This window comes from Erwinia sp. BNK-24-b (assembly GCF_047456155.1).
GTDB classification, from domain to species: domain Bacteria; phylum Pseudomonadota; class Gammaproteobacteria; order Enterobacterales; family Enterobacteriaceae; genus Erwinia; species Erwinia phyllosphaerae.
In genome coordinates this window covers 1017808-1034616 of sequence record NZ_CP179901.1, presented here as the reverse complement: position 1 = coordinate 1034616, position 16809 = coordinate 1017808, and the positions used below count along the sequence as shown (strand labels likewise).

Genomic DNA, 16809 nt, shown 5'->3' with positions numbered 1-16809 from the left:
AAACATGACTAGCTTGCCGTATACGACACTGAAACAGTGGATAATGTTCATTAAGCGGCAGGACTCGTAATAATTAATCCTGGCTCCAGTCTTCCAGACGTAATCCCTGAACACGAATAAATTCTCGCATATTATTAGTGACCAGAATCAAGCCCAGCGATCTGGCGTGAGCCGCAATCATTGCATCATAAGGCCCAACAGGCTTACCTGACCTTGCCAGCTCAGCGCGAACCTGACCGGTATGAATGGCAGCATCATTGCTGTAGCTCAACACCTCGAGCCTGGCAACAAATCCCTCGACGACTCTTAAATTCTTTTCCGGGCTGGCGGATTTTTCTGCGCCATAAATCAGCTCCATAAGTGTCACCGAACTTATACACATCCGTCCATGGTGTTGATTAAAAGCTTCACGTACTTTCTGAGGCTTATTTTTAATCGTATAAATGCAGATGTTAGTATCCAGCATATATTTGAGCATCAGAATGCTTCTCTGTCCTGTTGCTCTGGCTGGTCGCGCGCAAGCATAAAATCAGACGTGACGTTTTCTCCCTCAAACCAACTATCCCAGCCCTCACCCGCAGGCGTAATAATACGTGTGCGCCCTACGGCAATAATATCCACATGTTTTACGTCTTCAGGTAAAGCAACGGCCTTCGGCAGGCGAACCGCCTGGCTGCGATTACTTTTAAATACGGTCGTTTTTTCCATTTTTTTTCTGTCCCTTTCTGTTGAAATTTTATACAGGAATCAGCTTAATACAATGACGGGATATGTCAATGGGATATACACAATCCATATAAAGAAATCCTGCCAATATCCTTATAATTCAGTGTATTAAGCTTCATCCATGCCTCCCCATCACCTGATCGATACTGGCGGGTTTTTAATCTCCCCCGGGGCTGAACACAACTTTTTTTGCTATACCATTAAATAATGACTGGTCGATAAAACGAAGATGGCCGCACGCAGACGGATGATGCGGCCATTATTTGCCGGCGACTGTAACAGCCACGGAGCATGGGCTCCCGCCGCGCACATTAATGGGCGAGCTGTTTTAACGCTTTGGTCGGCAGCCCCGTCATTTTTCTGACCATATTAAGGTCCAGCCCACCAGCAAGCATTTTGCGGGCGACTTCCAGTTTCGCCTGTTTTGCGCCCTCAGTACGGCCTTGTTTAAGGCCTTTTTTCAAACCAATTTGTTCCAGCTGCTCTGCTATGGTCATCAGTATCTCCTTATGCTTTGATGAACGCTGCGCCAGTCGGCGCAAAAGCCCTTCCGCGTCGGTCGCCTGTCCCGCTTGCACTATGTAATTGACCAGCAATACCAGCTGTTCATCATGAATTTCCCCGTTTTTTAACAGCGCGATCAGCTGCTCTTCCAGCGTCGCTAAATCCCGCAGGCGAATATGCTTTTGCAGCAGCTCCAGCATAGCGACACGACGGTGAGTGATGATTTTATCATCAGCAATCGCCGTAATGTCAACCAAAGGAAACTCGCAGCTATATAGCTGCCTGGCAAGATCGGGATTACTGAATCCCTGTAGCCAGTCCATGGTGTAAGGGTAAGGCGAGACAGCTCCGTGATAAAACAGAATCGGGATAACCAGCGGCAGCTTTTTATGGCCAGCATCCAGATGCTGTTGCATGGCTGCTATGGCGTAACGCATCAGACGAAAACTCATTTGCCTGTCCGGCGAGCTTTGATGTTCAATGAGGCAATAGATATATCCCTCGCCGTCTTTGGTTTTCAGCGCATAAAGCACATCTGAATGACAGGACCGCAAATTATCTTCAATGAAGCTGCCGGATGCCAGCCTCAAGGTGTTAAGATCGCAATCGCGAAGTAGCGCGACGGGTACATGAATCCGCAAAAAGTCTTTGGCCGTTTCTACATGGCTCAGATACTGCTTAAAGAAAGCATCATGCGGGGTTGGAGTCAGCTTCATCCTTTCATCCTGTCATTCCGTTTGACATGGCCGGACTTTAGCACGGGTTGAAATTGCTCAGGACTGGTTTTTTTAACGTTGTTTTAAGACTGCGAAACAGCTCGAAGATTGCCTGAAACCGGCTCCTTTTTTGCACAAATTTTTCTGATGACCCATGCTTTCCGGTAGCCGTTCAATACTGATTCTGAGACGCCATCCTTTTTGCTGCTTGTGGGTAAATTTAGCAGGAGACCAGCGTTAAGCCCTTGCTCTCTCCCATCCAGAAGACGCCATCCCCTGCGCATGTTACATTTTAAAAAGGATAATCTGGAATGTAACGATGATGAAAGAAACAGCTGCCCGCGGCAGACCAGCAAAATCGATGGCGTTAATTAGAAAGACCGTTTTCTCAGCGGCGATTGATATTATTGAGGTTAAAGGCGTCTCCGCTGTTTCCATTGACGAAATTGCCCGGCAAAGCAGGCTTGCCAAGAAAACCATTTATAAATACTTCGACAGCAAAGACATGCTGATAAATGAAATGATCGTGGCCTGGACGTCAACCCGCACCTTACCCGAGCTGCATAAGGCTTCCAGCAAGGAAGATGTGCTTAACAAACTGCGCCTCTTTTTTATCGCGCTGGGATCGCGTGTGCTCTCAAGAGAATCAGTAGCTATTTACAAGTATCTACAAAATGAAAAGGCCGATAAGCGTGAGAAGCTTGCCGTTTACCGGAGCGGCGGAATTGTTAATGCCAGCAGCATGCTCAACCGCTGGCTTGAAGAGGCGCGTTCCGCGGGATGGATCAACCCCTCCTGGCCGCAGAACGGCGCTGCCTATCTGCAGGCGCTAATCGTCACTCCTCTACTGCGGGATATCTCACTGGGGATCACCCCAGCGCCAACCGAGTCTGAAATGGGTCTAATCATCGACCGGGTTTTAACTGACTTCAGGCCGCTGCTCCTCTAGCTCGATTTACTCAACCTTGCCGTTAGTTACAGCCGGAGACGTTTTACGCTGGGATTTAAAACGGTCGGCTAGCTAATATTAATTTAGAAACGATAGTCGTTTCTTAAATTAATTTATTGAGGAGCATTTTTCTCATGTCAGATCGCCGTAACTTTCTTCGCGGAGCCGCTGCATCAGTGGTCGCGGGGACGTCTTTACTGGCAGGCGGTACCCTGAGTGCCTCCGCAGCCAGCCAGCTCGCTCAGGTAAAGCTCAAGCCCAAACGCATCATTGCGCTTGAAGAGCACTTTATGCTGCCCGAGTTCGAGGGATATCTGCATGAAACCCAGCAGAACCTGAAAAGCGGGCTGGTGGATAAAGTCGTGACGCCCCTTTCTGATTTTGGTCAACGCAGGCTTGATATCATGGATGAGCACGGCATTGATTTTGCCGTACTCTCTCTTTCCGGCCCTGGCGTGCAGATTGAGCCGGACACGAATAAAGCCGTTCGCCTGGCGCGCTATGCCAATGACCGGCTGGCGGCAGAAATGCAAAAACGCCCGACGCGCTATGGTGGTTTCGCTCACCTTGCCATGCAGGATCCGCAGGCCGCCGCAGATGAGCTTGAACGCTGCGTCAGGCAGCTCCAAATGCAGGGAGGGATGATTAACGGGGAAACAAACGGGCTTTACCTGGACGATCGCCGTTATGATGTTTTCTGGCAACGGGTAGAAGAGCTGGCCGTGCCTGTTTATATTCATCCGGGCAACCCACCTGATTACCCACACATGTATGCTAATCATCCGGAAATGTGGGGGCCAGTATGGAGCTGGGCCGCAGAGACATGTTCACATGCGCTTCGGCTGGTATTTAGCGGCACCTTTGACCGCTTCCCGGGGGCCAAAATTATTCTGGGGCATATGGGTGAAACGCTCCCGATTCAAATATGGCGTCTCGACAGTCGTTATAAAATTGCCAATACAAAATATGAGATTCAGCATCTGCCTTCATGGTATCTGCGCCGTAACATCATGCTGACCACTTCTGGCGTCTGCGACGACGCTGCGCTGCGCTGTGCGCTGGACTCTATGGGTGAGCATAATGTGATGTTTTCAGTAGACTATCCGTTTGAGGATACGAAAACCGCGACGGACTGGATCCGCAACGCGAACATCTCCGACAGCGAACGCAATAAAGTCGCCTGGGAAAACGCGGCAACACTGATGAAAATCCAGCATCTGTAACCTTGGGTGCGGCAAGCATGCCTCTACAACCGATTTAAAGATTTCGGCTAATGAGATGAAGGCGTGCTGTCATTTTGCCAGGGGGTGACGGCAACCGAGTAGTTTGATTTTATATTCTTCGAAACGACGCTTATGGATGCAAGTGCTTAAAAAAGCCCGCGGTTATGCGGGCTTAGAGGTGTTTATTGCTTTTACGTGCAGGCTGTTGCCAGACGTGAACTTATTCCCACTCAATCGTCGCTGGCGGCTTACCGGAGATATCGTAAACCACGCGGGAAATACCGTCGATTTCATTGATAATACGGTTAGAAACGCGGCCCAGGAAGTCATAAGGCAGATGCGCCCAGTGCGCGGTCATAAAGTCGATGGTTTCTACCGCTCGCAGCGATACAACCCAGTCGTATTTACGGCCATCGCCCATTACGCCTACGGAACGAACCGGCAGGAAGACGGTGAATGCCTGGCTGACCTTGTTATACAGGTCGGCTTTATGCAGCTCTTCAATAAAGATCGCATCGGCACGGCGCAGCAGATCGCAATACTCTTTCCTCACTTCGCCCAGTACGCGCACGCCCAGACCAGGGCCAGGGAACGGGTGACGGTAAAGCATGTTGTACGGCAGGCCCAGCTCAAGACCGATTTTGCGTACTTCATCCTTAAACAATTCACGCAGCGGTTCGACCAGCCCCATCTTCATCTCTTTCGGCAGGCCGCCTACGTTATGGTGCGATTTAATCACGTGCGCTTTGCCGGTGGCGGAAGCGGCGGATTCAATCACGTCAGGATAGATAGTGCCCTGCGCCAGCCATTTAACGTCTTCCAGCTTCAGCGCTTCTTCGTCAAAGACTTCGACAAAGACACGACCGATAATTTTACGCTTGGCTTCCGGCTCATCCGTGCCCGCCAGCGCGTCAAGGAAGCGTTTTTCGCCTTCCACATGGATGATATTCAGGCCGAAGTGGTCGCCAAACATATCCATTACCTGCTCGGCTTCGTTCAGGCGCAGCAGACCGTTATCAACAAATACGCAGGTCAGGCGATCGCCAATGGCGCGATGCAGCAGCATGGCGGTAACGGAAGAGTCCACGCCGCCGGACAAACCCAGGATGACTTTATCGTTACCTACCTGCTCGCGCAGGCGCTCAACGGCATCTTCAATAATTTTTGCCGGCGTCCACAGCGCTTCACACTGGCAGATATCCAGTACAAAACGCTCCAGCAGGCGCAGCCCCTGGCGGGTATGGGTCACTTCCGGATGGAACTGCACGCCGTACAGGCGCTTCTCTTCGTTAGCCATAATGGCAAACGGGCAGCTGTCGGTGCTGGCAACGGTGACAAAGTCAGACGGGATAGCGGTAACCTTGTCGCCGTGGCTCATCCAGACGTCCAGCAGCGGCTTACCGTCGGCGCTCAGAGAATCTTCGATACCGCGGGTCAGCGCACTTTCCACGCCAACTTCAACCTGCGCATAGCCAAACTCACGCTCGCTGGAACCTTCTACCTTGCCGCCCAGCTGCAGCGCCATGGTTTGCATGCCGTAGCAAACGCCGAAGACCGGTACGCCAGCCGTGAAGACATATTCCGGCGCGCGCGGGCTGTTGTGTTCGGTGGTGCTTTCCGGGCCGCCTGACAGAATAATCCCGTTTGGATTAAACTGGCGGATCTGCTCTTCAGTGACGTCCCACGCCCACAGTTCACAGTAAACGCCCAGTTCACGCACGCGACGTGCAACCAGCTGCGTATACTGCGAGCCGAAATCAAGGATCAGGATGCGGTGTTTATGGATATTTTCCGTGGTCATTGGGCTATTCCAGAGCGATAAACAAATACAGGGATTAAGTAAAACGCCCGGTCAGCGCCGGGCGTCAGGCCGGGTTATCAGGAACCCATGCGGTAGTTTGGCGACTCTTTAGTAATGGTCACGTCATGCACGTGGCTCTCGGTAATACCGGCGCCGCTGATGCGGACGAACTCTGCTTTAGTACGCAGCGCTTCGATGGTGCCACAGCCGGTCAGGCCCATACAGGAGCGCAGGCCGCCCATCTGCTGATGCACGATCTCTTTCAGGCGGCCCTTATAGGCTACGCGACCTTCAATGCCTTCCGGTACCAGCTTGTCTGCCGCGTTGTCGGTCTGGAAGTAACGGTCAGAGGAACCTTTAGACATGGCACCCAACGATCCCATCCCGCGATAGGATTTGAAAGAGCGGCCCTGATAGAGTTCGATCTCGCCCGGAGACTCTTCCGTACCGGCCAGCATAGAGCCGACCATCACCGCGCTTGCGCCAGCAGCGATAGCCTTGGCGATATCGCCAGAGAAGCGGATGCCGCCGTCAGCGATAACCGGGATGCCGGTACCTTCCAGGGCGGCAACCGCGTCGGAAACAGCGGTAATCTGCGGTACGCCCACGCCGGTAACGATACGTGTAGTACAGATGGAGCCAGGGCCGATACCCACTTTCACAGCGCTGACGCCGGCTTCTACCAGTGCCAGCGCGCCAGCGCCGGTTGCCACGTTGCCGCCGAGGATTTGCAGATCCGGATATTTAGCGCGCGTTTCGCGAATACGTTGCAGAACGCCTTCAGAATGACCGTGCGAAGAGTCGATCAGCAGCACGTCAACACCAGCCGCCACCAGCGCATCAACGCGCTCTTCGTTGCCCGCACCAGCGCCTACAGCCGCGCCAACGCGCAGACGGCCTTCGTGATCTTTACAGGCGTTAGGCTTACGTTCGGCTTTCTGGAAATCTTTAACGGTGATCATGCCCAGCAGATGGAAGCTGTCATCCACCACCAGCGCTTTTTCGATACGCTTTTCGTGCATCTTTTGCAGCACAACTTCGCGAGCTTCGCCTTCACGGACGGTCACCAGACGCTCTTTTGGCGTCATCACGGCAGAAACCGGCAGGCTCATATCGGTAACGAAACGGACGTCACGACCGGTGATAATGCCAACCAGCTCGTTGTTGCCGTTGACTACCGGATAGCCAGCGAAGCCGTTGCGTTCGGTCAGGATCTTCACATCGCTCAGCGCGGTTGTTGGCAGCACGGTCTGCGGATCGGTTACGACGCCGCTCTCGTGTTTTTTCACCTTGCGAACTTCTTCCGCCTGGCGCTCAATAGACATATTTTTATGAATAAAGCCCAGGCCGCCTTCCTGCGCCAGCGCAATAGCAAGACCCGCTTCGGTAACGGTGTCCATAGCCGCAGAGAGCATAGGAATATTCAGGCGAATGGTTTTAGTAAGCTGGGTACTGAGGTCGGCTGTGTTAGGGAGAACAGTCGAATGAGCAGGAACGAGCAGCACGTCGTCAAATGTCAGGGCTTCTTTAGCGATTCTTAGCATAGCAATATCTCAACCTCAGGGTGAATGAGAACTTGTAAAATATTGCCGCGGCATTATACAGGGCGTAATCGATTGCCTCCAGCATTATTTACGAAAAACTCTTGATCCCTCCGGTCAGCCATGTAGTATCGGTTAATTAACCCTCTGATTTAAAATTTGATCTCTATCACATGTCGCTACCGCCAACCGCCAATATTTTTACCGTCAGCCGCCTGAATACCACGGTGCGCAAGCTGCTGGAAATGGAGATGGGCCAGGTCTGGCTGAGCGCCGAGATCTCTAACTTTTCCCAGCCCTCTTCCGGCCACTGGTACTTTACGCTTAAAGATGATGGTGCTCAGGTACGCTGCGCGATGTTTCGCAACAGCAACCGCCGCGTCACGTTTCGCCCGCAAAATGGTCAGCAGGTGCTGGTTCGCGCCACGATTACGCTTTATGAACCGCGCGGCGACTATCAGCTGATTGCCGAAAGCATGCAGCCTGCCGGTGACGGTCTGCTTCAGCAACAGTTTGAACAGCTAAAGCAAAAGCTGGCAAGCGAAGGTCTGTTTGAGCAAAGCCATAAACAGCCACTGCCGGATCCGGCGCGCCAGGTAGGCGTGATTACCTCCTCTACCGGCGCGGCCCTGCACGATATTTTACGTGTTCTTCATCGACGCGACCCTTCGCTGCCGGTTGTCATCTATCCGACGCCGGTTCAGGGTGTCGACGCACCGGCCCGCATCGTTCGGGCGATTGAATTAGCAAATATTCGTCAGGAGTGTGACGTGCTGATTGTCGGCCGCGGCGGCGGTTCGCTGGAAGATCTCTGGAGCTTTAACGACGAGCGCGTGGCGCGGGCTATTTTTGCCAGCCGCATCGCCATCGTCAGCGCCGTAGGCCACGAAACGGACGTCACTATTGCCGATTTCGTTGCGGACTTACGCGCCCCTACCCCTTCCGCCGCTGCGGAACTGGTAAGCCGGAACCAGATTGAGCTGCTGCGCCAGCTACAGTCGCAGCAAACGCGGCTGGAAATGGCAATGGATTACTACCTTGCTCAGCAAAGCCGCACGTTCACGCGGCTGCATCATCGTTTGCAGCAGCAGCATCCACAGCTGCGCCTGGCCCGTCAGCAGACGACGCTGATGAAGCTACAGCGCAGGCTGGATGACGCCATGCAAACAAGCTTGCGTCAGGCTACTCGTCAGCAGGAACGCGCGGCACAGCGCCTGGCAGCCACGCAGCCGCAGCAGCGTCTGCATCGTGCGCAACAGCAGCTGCAACAGTGGCGCTATCGTCTTCAGCAGGCAATGCAGGCGCAGCTTAACGGCAGCAAGCAGCAGTTCGCCACGCTGGCTGCCCAGCTGGAAGGCGTCAGCCCGCTGGCAACCCTGGCGCGCGGCTTTAGCGTGACCACCGCCGTCGACGGCCAGGTTGTCAAAAAGACCGCGCAGCTTAAGGCCGGTGACCGCTTACAAACGCGACTGGACGACGGCTGGATCGAAAGCGAAGTCATGGCAATCACACCGCTTAAAAAAACGCGAGCCAAAAAAAGCGCAGGCTGACTGCCTTACAGGACCAGTTAACCTGCTCTGTTATTATAGATTTCAGTAAATTATATTCCTCGTCATCGTATTGCGCATTTGTTGTTAAAATGTGCAATGGACCGTCATGCGCGTACGCAATGTAGCCACTATACTTTTTGGACACTTACTGTTGACCAAGGAGCATGGTATGAATTATGGCGTCATTCCTCCCTATATTCTGCGTAAAATCATTGATAACGGTTCCGGCCAGCAGCAGAGCTGCGCGCGTCAGACACTGGCGCACGTGCAGACGCTGATGGCGGAAAGCTGGATCAAACCGGACGGCGCGAAAACCGCGACGCCAGGCAAGGTCGAGCGAGAAATCTATGATTCAGAGCAGACGCAGAATCTTCCCGGCACGCTGGTACGCAGCGAAGGTCAGTCAAGCAATAACGATGTTGCGGCCAACGAAGCTTACGATTATCTCGGCGTGACTTACGACTTTTTCTGGCAGGCTTATCAGCGTAACTCGCTGGATAATAAAGGTCTGACGCTGAAAGGTACCGTGCACTATGGCAAGGGCTATCAGAACGCATTCTGGAACGGTCAGCAGATGGTGTTTGGCGACGGTGATGGCGAAATTTTCAATCGCTTTACCATCGCGCTGGACGTGGTGGGGCATGAACTGTCGCACGGCGTCACCGAAAGCGAAGCTGGTCTGATCTATTTTGAACAGGCCGGTGCGCTGAATGAATCTCTCTCGGACGTATTTGGCTCGCTGGTGAAACAGTTTCACCATAAACAGACCGCCGACAAGGCAGACTGGCTGATTGGTGAGGGGCTGCTGGCTAAAGGGATCAATGGTAAAGGGCTGCGCTCTATGGCGGCACCCGGTACGGCCTATGACGATCCGCTGTTGGGCAAAGATCCCCAGCCAGCGGATATGAAAGGCTATGTGCAGACGCGTGACGATAACGGCGGCGTGCACTTAAATTCCGGTATTCCTAACCATGCTTTCTACCTGGCGGCGAAAGCGCTGGGCGGCTATGCGTGGGAGCTGGCGGGTCACGCATGGTACGACACGGTGTGCGATAAAGCGCTGCCGCAGGATGCCGACTTTAAAACCTTTGCGAAGCTTACCGTTAGCCACGGTCAAAAACGTTTTAATAAATCGGTAGCGCAGGCGATTGAAAATGCCTGGAAAGAGGTTGGCGTACTATGAATTCTCTTCCGGAACTGAGCGACGACGCGGTTATTGACGTGGCGCGCGAAGGCGGTTTTGCTTTTATTCCTAAGCTGTCCGGCGCAAGACGTATTGCGCTGGCGCAGTTAGATCCTCCACAGCGGGAACATGTCTGCGGCGTGTTGCGCCGCGTCTTGCCTATGGGAGAACCACCGGGAGGGCAAAACTGCGCCGGAAGAGGCGATCAGCGCTATTACCGTATTGAAATTAGCTACGCCACGCAGCACCAGTCGGGCAATATCGTGATTCTGATCCCTGAGGATCAGGCGCCGCCTGAACTGGTGCAGCTCTGGCAGGATGGGCAATAAATAAAAAAGCCCCGCCGTTGCTGGCGGGGCTTTCTTTTTACGCTTATTTATCCAGCGCGTAAGCAATGACGTAGTCGCCGCGATCCGGAGACTGGCGTGCGCCGCCTGCTGAAATCAGGATGTACTGCTTGCCTGTTTTCGGCGACCTGTAGCTGATTGGGCCACCCTGGCTGCCAACCGGCAGACGCGCTTTCCACACTTCCTTGCCGGTAGCCGAATCAAACGCGCGCAGATAGTAATCCTGCGTTCCCGCAATAAACACCAGGCCGCCCTGCGTCGCCAGCGTGCCGCCCAGCGTTGGCATACCTACCGGCATTTGCGCGTGCATTTTGATGCCAAACGGACCCGTATCCTGCACGGTGCCGACGGGAACCTGCCACACCAGCTTCTGGGTTTTCAGATCGATAGCGGAAAGCGTGCCGAATGGCGGCTTCTGGCACGGGATACCCAGCGGTGACATAAAGCGGTTTTTATTTACGGCGTAAGGCGTGCCTTTCAGCGGCACCGCGCCCATACCGGTATTAATCGCTTCACCGCCGTTGCTGCCGCGCGCAATCGCGCCGGTGTTAGCCGGGATCATCTGCACCCACAGGCCAAGACGCATATCGTTAACGAAGATATAGTGATTATTCGGATCGGTTGAAAGGCTGCCCCAGTTCATGCCGCCCAGCGAGCCAGGGAAGCTTAACGCTTTATCGGTACCCGGCACGGTGTACAGGCCGTCATAGCGCATAGATTTAAAGGCCACGCGGCAGACCAGCTGGTCAAACGGCGTTGCGCCCCACATATCCGACTCTTTCAGCGTTTCGGCACCAATCTGCGGCATGCCGACAGACTTAGGCTGCGTCGGCGTATATTGCTCGTTTGGAATGTTACCTTTTTTAACCGGGACTTCTTTTACTTCGGTCAGCGGCCTGCCGGTCAGGCGATCCAGCACATAAATCTGCCCCGCTTTCGTGCCAATAACCACGGCAGGTTTGCTGGTGCCGTCTTTTAGCGGGAAGTCGATCAGGCTTGGCTGCATCGGCAGGTCAAAGTCCCACAGATCGTTGTGCACGGTCTGATAAACCCACTTCTCTTTACCGGTAGTCGCATCGACCGCCAGAATCGACGCGCCATACTTGTGGTTTAATGCGGTGCGCGTCGCACCATACAGATCCACCGAAGAGCTGCCCATCGGCATAAACACGGTGTTCATGGTTGGGTCATAGGACATTGGCGCCCAGGAGTTAGGCGTACTGCGAGCAAAGTTCTGGCCCGGCTGCAGTTTTGCATTTGGATCGTCGTTGCCCGTGTCGAAAGCCCAGCGCATCTGGCCGGTAATAACATCAAAGCCGCGAATAACGCCGCCAGGCATATCGGTTTGAACGTTATCCGCCACGCGACCGCCAACCACCACGGTGGTTCCGGCCAGCGTCGGCGCGGAGGTTAACTGATATTTTGGATCCTGCGCTTCGCCCAGGCCTGCTTTCAGATTCACCACGCCATGGTCGCCAAAGTTCTGGCACAGCTCGCCGTTATCGGCATTGATGGCCATCAGGCGTGCGTCAATGGTGTTCATCAGCAGACGACGCTGACAGGTATCACCAGCCGCCAGCGCGGGCTGCGGCACTGGCGTAGAGCCAGGCACAGAAGGCTGAGTCAGGGGTTTAGTGGCGTCGAAATAAGCCAGCCCGCGGCAGCGGTTCCAGACTTCTGCCTGTGCGTTAACCACGTGCTCCCAAATCTTTTTACCGGTGTCGGCATTTACGGCGATAACGTTGTTATGCGGCGTACAGAGGTAAAGTACATCGCCAATCTGCAAAGGTGTTTGCTGGTCTTCCGCGCCGTTGCCGGTCGGGCTTTCAGGAATATCGCCCGTATGAAAGGTCCAGGCCACTTTCAGATCTTTTACGTTATCACGCGTGATCTGATCCAGCGCGACAAAACGGCTACCGCCCGGCGTGTTGCCGTAGTTATCCCAGTTTTTCTGTTCGGTTGCTTTATTTACCGGGGTCAGCGGCAGTTCGCTGCCGTCAGCAACCGGCGCGTGTGGCTGGAACATCTGAACAAAAGTTACCACCATGCCTGCCACCAGGACCGCCGCCGCAATACAGGCCGGTTTGGCCGCAGAAGATTTACCTTCACGCTTGCGCAGCGCGGGCAGCGTTATTACGGCCAGCAGCATCAGCCCGGCAATGGTCATTAGCCGCGAAACCAGCGGCCAGAAATCCAGGCCAACATCCAGCAACGCCCAGATAAGCGTGCCGATAAAGACCAGCGCAAAAACCGCTACGGCGGAAGATTTGCGGCGGAAGAACTGGATAGCAGAAATAATGGTAAAAATCCCGGCGATGATGAAATACCAGCTGCCACCAAGCGCCACCAGTTTTCCGCCGAAGATAACAAAGAACAGGCCGGTAGCCAGTAAAATCAGGCCCAGCACAACGCTCCACAGCCCCAGCCATTTTGCAGACCGGGTATTGGTTTGAGACATGGTAAAAATACTCCTGGGAAAAAAAGAGCCGTAGCGCAATCTTCCTGCTGTGCACAGGCCTGGCCGGCGTCAGCCGAAGCGAAGCAACATTCTGCTATGGTCACTCTTTTTATTAACAATTCACTGCGGGTTTACCCCGTGTCGCCTTAACCAAAGCGCGTGTATACCGCCAGAGTCGCTTTAGTTAACGGCAAAATTGTACCATGTGGTTCGTAAATGACTACACATAAAATTAACAAATTTCACACTTGTGATTTCTTTGAAAGTTTATCGCTCTAAAAATTAACTGTGGCGAAACAATTTCGGTGCAAAACCGTTCAGCCTGGCTGACGGAACACAATGAGCGAGGGGCTGAAATTGAAAAGTGATTACTGAGAAAGGGCGGAAGATAAAAGCAGCGTTAATCCGACGGGGAAAGTGCCAGGACCGATCAATTACAGGAGGATAAGCTTAAGGATAATTTATAAGGATTCACTCAGCGGCTTAAAAACAACGCGCCTGCCGGAAATCAATCCGTCGCCGTTGGGGCAAAAATAGTCAACGGCACCACAGGCCTTCAAAATTTGTAATGACTGGCCGCAGTCCGGGCAAATCGCTTTAGCCGCAAAGTCACGCTGGCAGCTGGCGCAGTAGAAACGTTCGCCTCTGGCGATAAGATGATGCTGACAAACCGGACAGTGTTCGCTCATCTTATTCTCCTGTTTTATCTGAGTATATAACATAACCGCACGCGTGCTGGATTCAGGCTGGAATGATCAATCCCTTATTTTGCGCCAGGCTCTATCAGGCTCATCAGCAAGTATGCCACTCTGCCACTCTGCCATTCTGTCCCTCTGCCACTCTGCCACTCTGCCACTCTGCCACTCTGCCACTCTGCCACTCTGCCCAACGTTTGCAGGGCATAAATTTTTTACTAGCTGACCAGTATATATATTAAATCGCTTTGCTTCCTGAATCCAGCCGCTTCAAAGTGGATAGAAAGATTCAGTGCTTGCACAGCCGGATGTTTTCCCAGACTAAAGATAAGCTTATTAGTACAATTAATACGCAGCAGCTTTTTGATGAATTCAAGATCTTCATTAAATTTCCTGATAAACTCCTCATTACACGATCCTGTTCTCATTGAATTAACCATATAATTTGGCCTGAACGAAATATCTTTTAGTTTTATCACATCCGTACAGGGAAAATGTGTATATAACCTTACCCCCGGCCTCCCTATCAGCAAAATTTCATTATAATTTCCAATACCCTTAATCATTCTGGTACGGAATTCATCGGGATGCCGTAAAATATTATATGGCTCTTGCATTTTAAAACCATGAGCGTTAGGTCTCTCCCTGCCTTTTAATATACTTTCCGCCAGCAAATTTTTATCGATAACTCGCCCCCCAGGCAAATTACCTTCAAGACCAGCAAAATTGTTAAAACAAACGTCGCTAAAATGTGTGCCGATGATGTTTTGTACCGGTACGATAAGATTTAAATGTATATCTAACGGAGCCGCCCCTAACTGCTGACCACCACGCATAGCCTTACCACCGATGCAACTTGCAGAAATAACATCCCAGGTTGATAACAACTGCCCTGCCGGGCTAAACAAAAACGGAGAGGATCTAACAGCTGTTCCAATATGAGACGTGCTGCCGCGGGAAGAGATGCAATGAACGATCTTTAAATCTCTGTCAGCAGAATTTAAGACCCTGTCCCAGGCTTTTAAGATATCAACCTTTTTTTGTTCATCCTGATTTCTTTGATCCGTTCTGGCTTTAAAAGCACTTAAACGCTTGCGGGAGATTTTCCTGTCAAAAACTAGCATAAAGAATCCTTTCAGCAGCTTAAATCAAGTTATGGGAAACATTGTATTAATAACATATGATATCAACTAAATATCAGCATGCAATAAAAACCTTGAAGCAATCATGGTAATAATTACCATCAAAAGTTATATTATTATAATATTTTTACAGAGAGCTACAGATTATAGAAACCGCAATATTTAACATCTTACTATTTCTATAAAATGGAAACTGACAATCAGGTGAGGATTTTAACTATATATCGTTACTAATAAACGATAATAATACATTGCGGCTATAGCGACCTGCTGTAGGGCGTGCCTCATGCTGCCAGCCTGCTTCAACAAGCATCTCGTGCTTTAAAGCGAGCCTGACAAAATAACGAATTCAGGCAGAGGAAAGCAGCAAAACCCACGTTCAGGTTTTGCCACCCTGATATTTCCCTGAAGGATTAACGTTTATTCTTTTTCAGATGGCTCATAAGACGCTTGCGCTTGCGCTGCTGATTAGGCGTCAACAGGTTGCGTTTACCGGCAAACGGGTTGTCCCCTTCCTTGAACTGAATGCGGATAGGCGTCCCCATCACTTCCAGCGAGCGACGGAAATAGTTCATCAGATAGCGCTTATAGGAATCCGGCAGGTCTTTTACCTGATTACCATGGATAACGACGATTGGCGGGTTGTAACCACCGGCGTGCGCATACTTCAGCTTGACGCGACGGCCACGCACCAGCGGCGGCTGATGGTCGTCTGCCGCCATATTCATAATGCGGGTCAGCATAGAAGTGTTCACGCGACGCGTGGAACAGTCGTAGGCTTCGGTAACAGATTCGAACAGGTTACCAACGCCACTGCCGTGCAGAGCAGAGATAAAGTGCACGCGGGCAAAATCGATAAAGCCAAGACGGAAATCCAGCGTCTCTTTTACTTCGTCGCGGATCTCCTGCGTCAGGCCATCCCATTTGTTCACCACGATCACCAGAGAACGACCACTGTTAAGGATAAAGCCCAGCAGCGACAGATCCTGATCGGAAATGCCTTCGTGCGCGTCGATTACCAGCATCACCACGTTGGCATCTTCGATAGCCTGCAGCGTTTTAATCACCGAGAACTTCTCTACCGTTTCGGTAATTTTGCCGCGCTTGCGCACGCCTGCGGTGTCGATCAGGATATACTCGCGACCGTCACGCTCCATCGGAATATAGATGCTGTCGCGCGTGGTGCCTGGCATATCGTAAACCACAACGCGATCTTCACCGAGAATACGGTTAGTCAGCGTTGATTTACCGACGTTAGGACGACCGACGATGGCCAGCTTAATCGGCAGATCCAGCGGGTTGAAGTCGTCTTCCTCCTCCTCCGCCTCGTCGCCGTTCTCTTTTGCCGCCAGCTCAGCCCAGTAGGCTTCGTTTTCTTCTTCTTCGGTCAGCTCCACCTGCGGCGCAACTTCGTCCATCCACGGCAGCAGGACGATCTCCAGCAGGCCGGTCACGCCGCGACCGTGCGAGGCGGCGATAGGATGAATATCACCCAGACCCAGCGAATAGAAGTCCACTACGGCGGAATCCGGATCCATGCCGTCGGTTTTATTGGCTACAAGGAAAGTAGGTTTCTGGCGAGAGCGCAAATGTTTAGCGATGGCCTGATCGGCAGGCATCAGGCCCGCACGCGCGTCCACCATAAACAGTACGACATCGGCTTCTTCAATCGCTAACAGCGACTGTTCGGCCATCCGGGTTTCGACACCCTCTTCGTTGCCATCGATACCGCCGGTATCAATGCAGATAAATTCACGCCCTTCGACCTCGGCGCGACCATACTTACGGTCACGGGTTAGCCCGGGAAAATCCGCTACCAGCGCATCTCGCGTGCGCGTCAGACGATTAAACAGAGTAGATTTTCCCACATTGGGACGCCCGACCAGCGCGACCACAGGTACCATATTGAAGCCTCATTACAAAAATTAAACGCCTGACGACCCTTCACTGAGAGTAGCTTATGCTGACGCACAC

14 protein-coding genes are annotated in these 16809 nt (G+C 52.4%); 5 read left to right on the top strand and 9 right to left on the bottom strand.

What is annotated here, in order from left to right:
* Positions 1-73 precede the first annotated feature (73 nt).
* The 3 genes from vapC to ACMGGR_RS04800 form a co-directional block, all read right to left on the bottom strand.
* Entirely contained in the window at positions 74-478 is a 405-nt protein-coding gene (gene vapC, locus ACMGGR_RS04810) for a type II toxin-antitoxin system tRNA(fMet)-specific endonuclease VapC (RefSeq protein WP_414148289.1), read from the bottom strand.
* Positions 478-708: a type II toxin-antitoxin system VapB family antitoxin gene (gene vapB / locus ACMGGR_RS04805; RefSeq protein ID WP_246760729.1), complete on the bottom strand. Its 231-nt coding sequence runs from the start codon at positions 706-708 to the stop codon at positions 478-480. Before vapB ends, vapC begins: the two co-directional genes overlap by 1 nt.
* 329 nt (positions 709-1037) lie before the next feature.
* A complete protein-coding gene (locus tag ACMGGR_RS04800; protein WP_414148288.1) occupies positions 1038-1946 on the bottom strand; it encodes an Rpn family recombination-promoting nuclease/putative transposase in 909 nt (302 codons plus the stop codon).
* A gap of 319 nt (positions 1947-2265) precedes the next feature.
* Between ACMGGR_RS04800 and ACMGGR_RS04795 the strand changes: the two genes are divergently transcribed.
* A complete protein-coding gene (locus tag ACMGGR_RS04795; RefSeq protein WP_246760727.1) occupies positions 2266-2895 on the top strand; it encodes a TetR/AcrR family transcriptional regulator in 630 nt (209 codons plus the stop codon).
* A 134-nt stretch (positions 2896-3029) separates the two neighbouring features.
* Positions 3030-4118: an amidohydrolase family protein gene (locus ACMGGR_RS04790; protein WP_246760726.1), complete on the top strand. Its 1089-nt coding sequence runs from the start codon at positions 3030-3032 to the stop codon at positions 4116-4118.
* 220 nt (positions 4119-4338) lie between these two features.
* Here the strand turns inward: ACMGGR_RS04790 and guaA are convergent, their stop codons facing one another.
* On the bottom strand, positions 4339-5919 hold the full coding sequence (gene guaA / locus ACMGGR_RS04785; RefSeq protein WP_414148287.1) for a glutamine-hydrolyzing GMP synthase: 1581 nt from the start codon (positions 5917-5919) through the stop codon (positions 4339-4341).
* A 77-nt stretch (positions 5920-5996) separates the two neighbouring features.
* Positions 5997-7463, bottom strand: a complete 1467-nt coding sequence (gene guaB / locus ACMGGR_RS04780; protein WP_246760724.1) for an IMP dehydrogenase — start codon at positions 7461-7463, stop codon at positions 5997-5999.
* Positions 7464-7633: 170 nt separating this feature from the next.
* Here guaB and xseA point away from each other — a divergent pair, with 170 nt between their 5' ends.
* The 3 genes from xseA (at position 7634) to ACMGGR_RS04765 (ending at position 10522) form a co-directional block, all read left to right on the top strand.
* Positions 7634-9010 carry an exodeoxyribonuclease VII large subunit gene (gene xseA, locus ACMGGR_RS04775; protein WP_414148286.1) on the top strand — a complete coding sequence of 459 codons (1377 nt, stop codon included), beginning with the start codon at positions 7634-7636 and terminating at the stop codon, positions 9008-9010.
* A 169-nt stretch (positions 9011-9179) separates the two neighbouring features.
* Entirely contained in the window at positions 9180-10193 is a 1014-nt protein-coding gene (locus ACMGGR_RS04770) for a M4 family metallopeptidase (protein ID WP_246760722.1), read from the top strand.
* A complete protein-coding gene (locus ACMGGR_RS04765; RefSeq protein ID WP_246760721.1) occupies positions 10190-10522 on the top strand; it encodes a protealysin inhibitor emfourin in 333 nt (110 codons plus the stop codon). Before ACMGGR_RS04770 ends, ACMGGR_RS04765 begins: the two co-directional genes overlap by 4 nt.
* Positions 10523-10565: 43 nt before the next feature.
* On the opposite strand, the gene ACMGGR_RS04760 is transcribed toward ACMGGR_RS04765, so the two are convergent.
* The 4 genes from ACMGGR_RS04760 to der form a co-directional block, all read right to left on the bottom strand.
* Positions 10566-12998 carry a glucose/quinate/shikimate family membrane-bound PQQ-dependent dehydrogenase gene (locus tag ACMGGR_RS04760; RefSeq protein ID WP_246760720.1) on the bottom strand — a complete coding sequence of 811 codons (2433 nt, stop codon included), beginning with the start codon at positions 12996-12998 and terminating at the stop codon, positions 10566-10568.
* A gap of 461 nt (positions 12999-13459) precedes the next feature.
* Positions 13460-13687 carry a zinc ribbon domain-containing protein gene (locus ACMGGR_RS04755; protein WP_246760719.1) on the bottom strand — a complete coding sequence of 76 codons (228 nt, stop codon included), beginning with the start codon at positions 13685-13687 and terminating at the stop codon, positions 13460-13462.
* Positions 13688-13911: 224 nt separating this feature from the next.
* Positions 13912-14817: a hypothetical protein gene (locus tag ACMGGR_RS04750; RefSeq protein ID WP_414148285.1), complete on the bottom strand. Its 906-nt coding sequence runs from the start codon at positions 14815-14817 to the stop codon at positions 13912-13914.
* 431 nt (positions 14818-15248) lie between these two features.
* Positions 15249-16739 carry a ribosome biogenesis GTPase Der gene (der, locus tag ACMGGR_RS04745; RefSeq protein ID WP_246760717.1) on the bottom strand — a complete coding sequence of 497 codons (1491 nt, stop codon included), beginning with the start codon at positions 16737-16739 and terminating at the stop codon, positions 15249-15251.
* Positions 16740-16809: the final 70 nt, after the last annotated feature.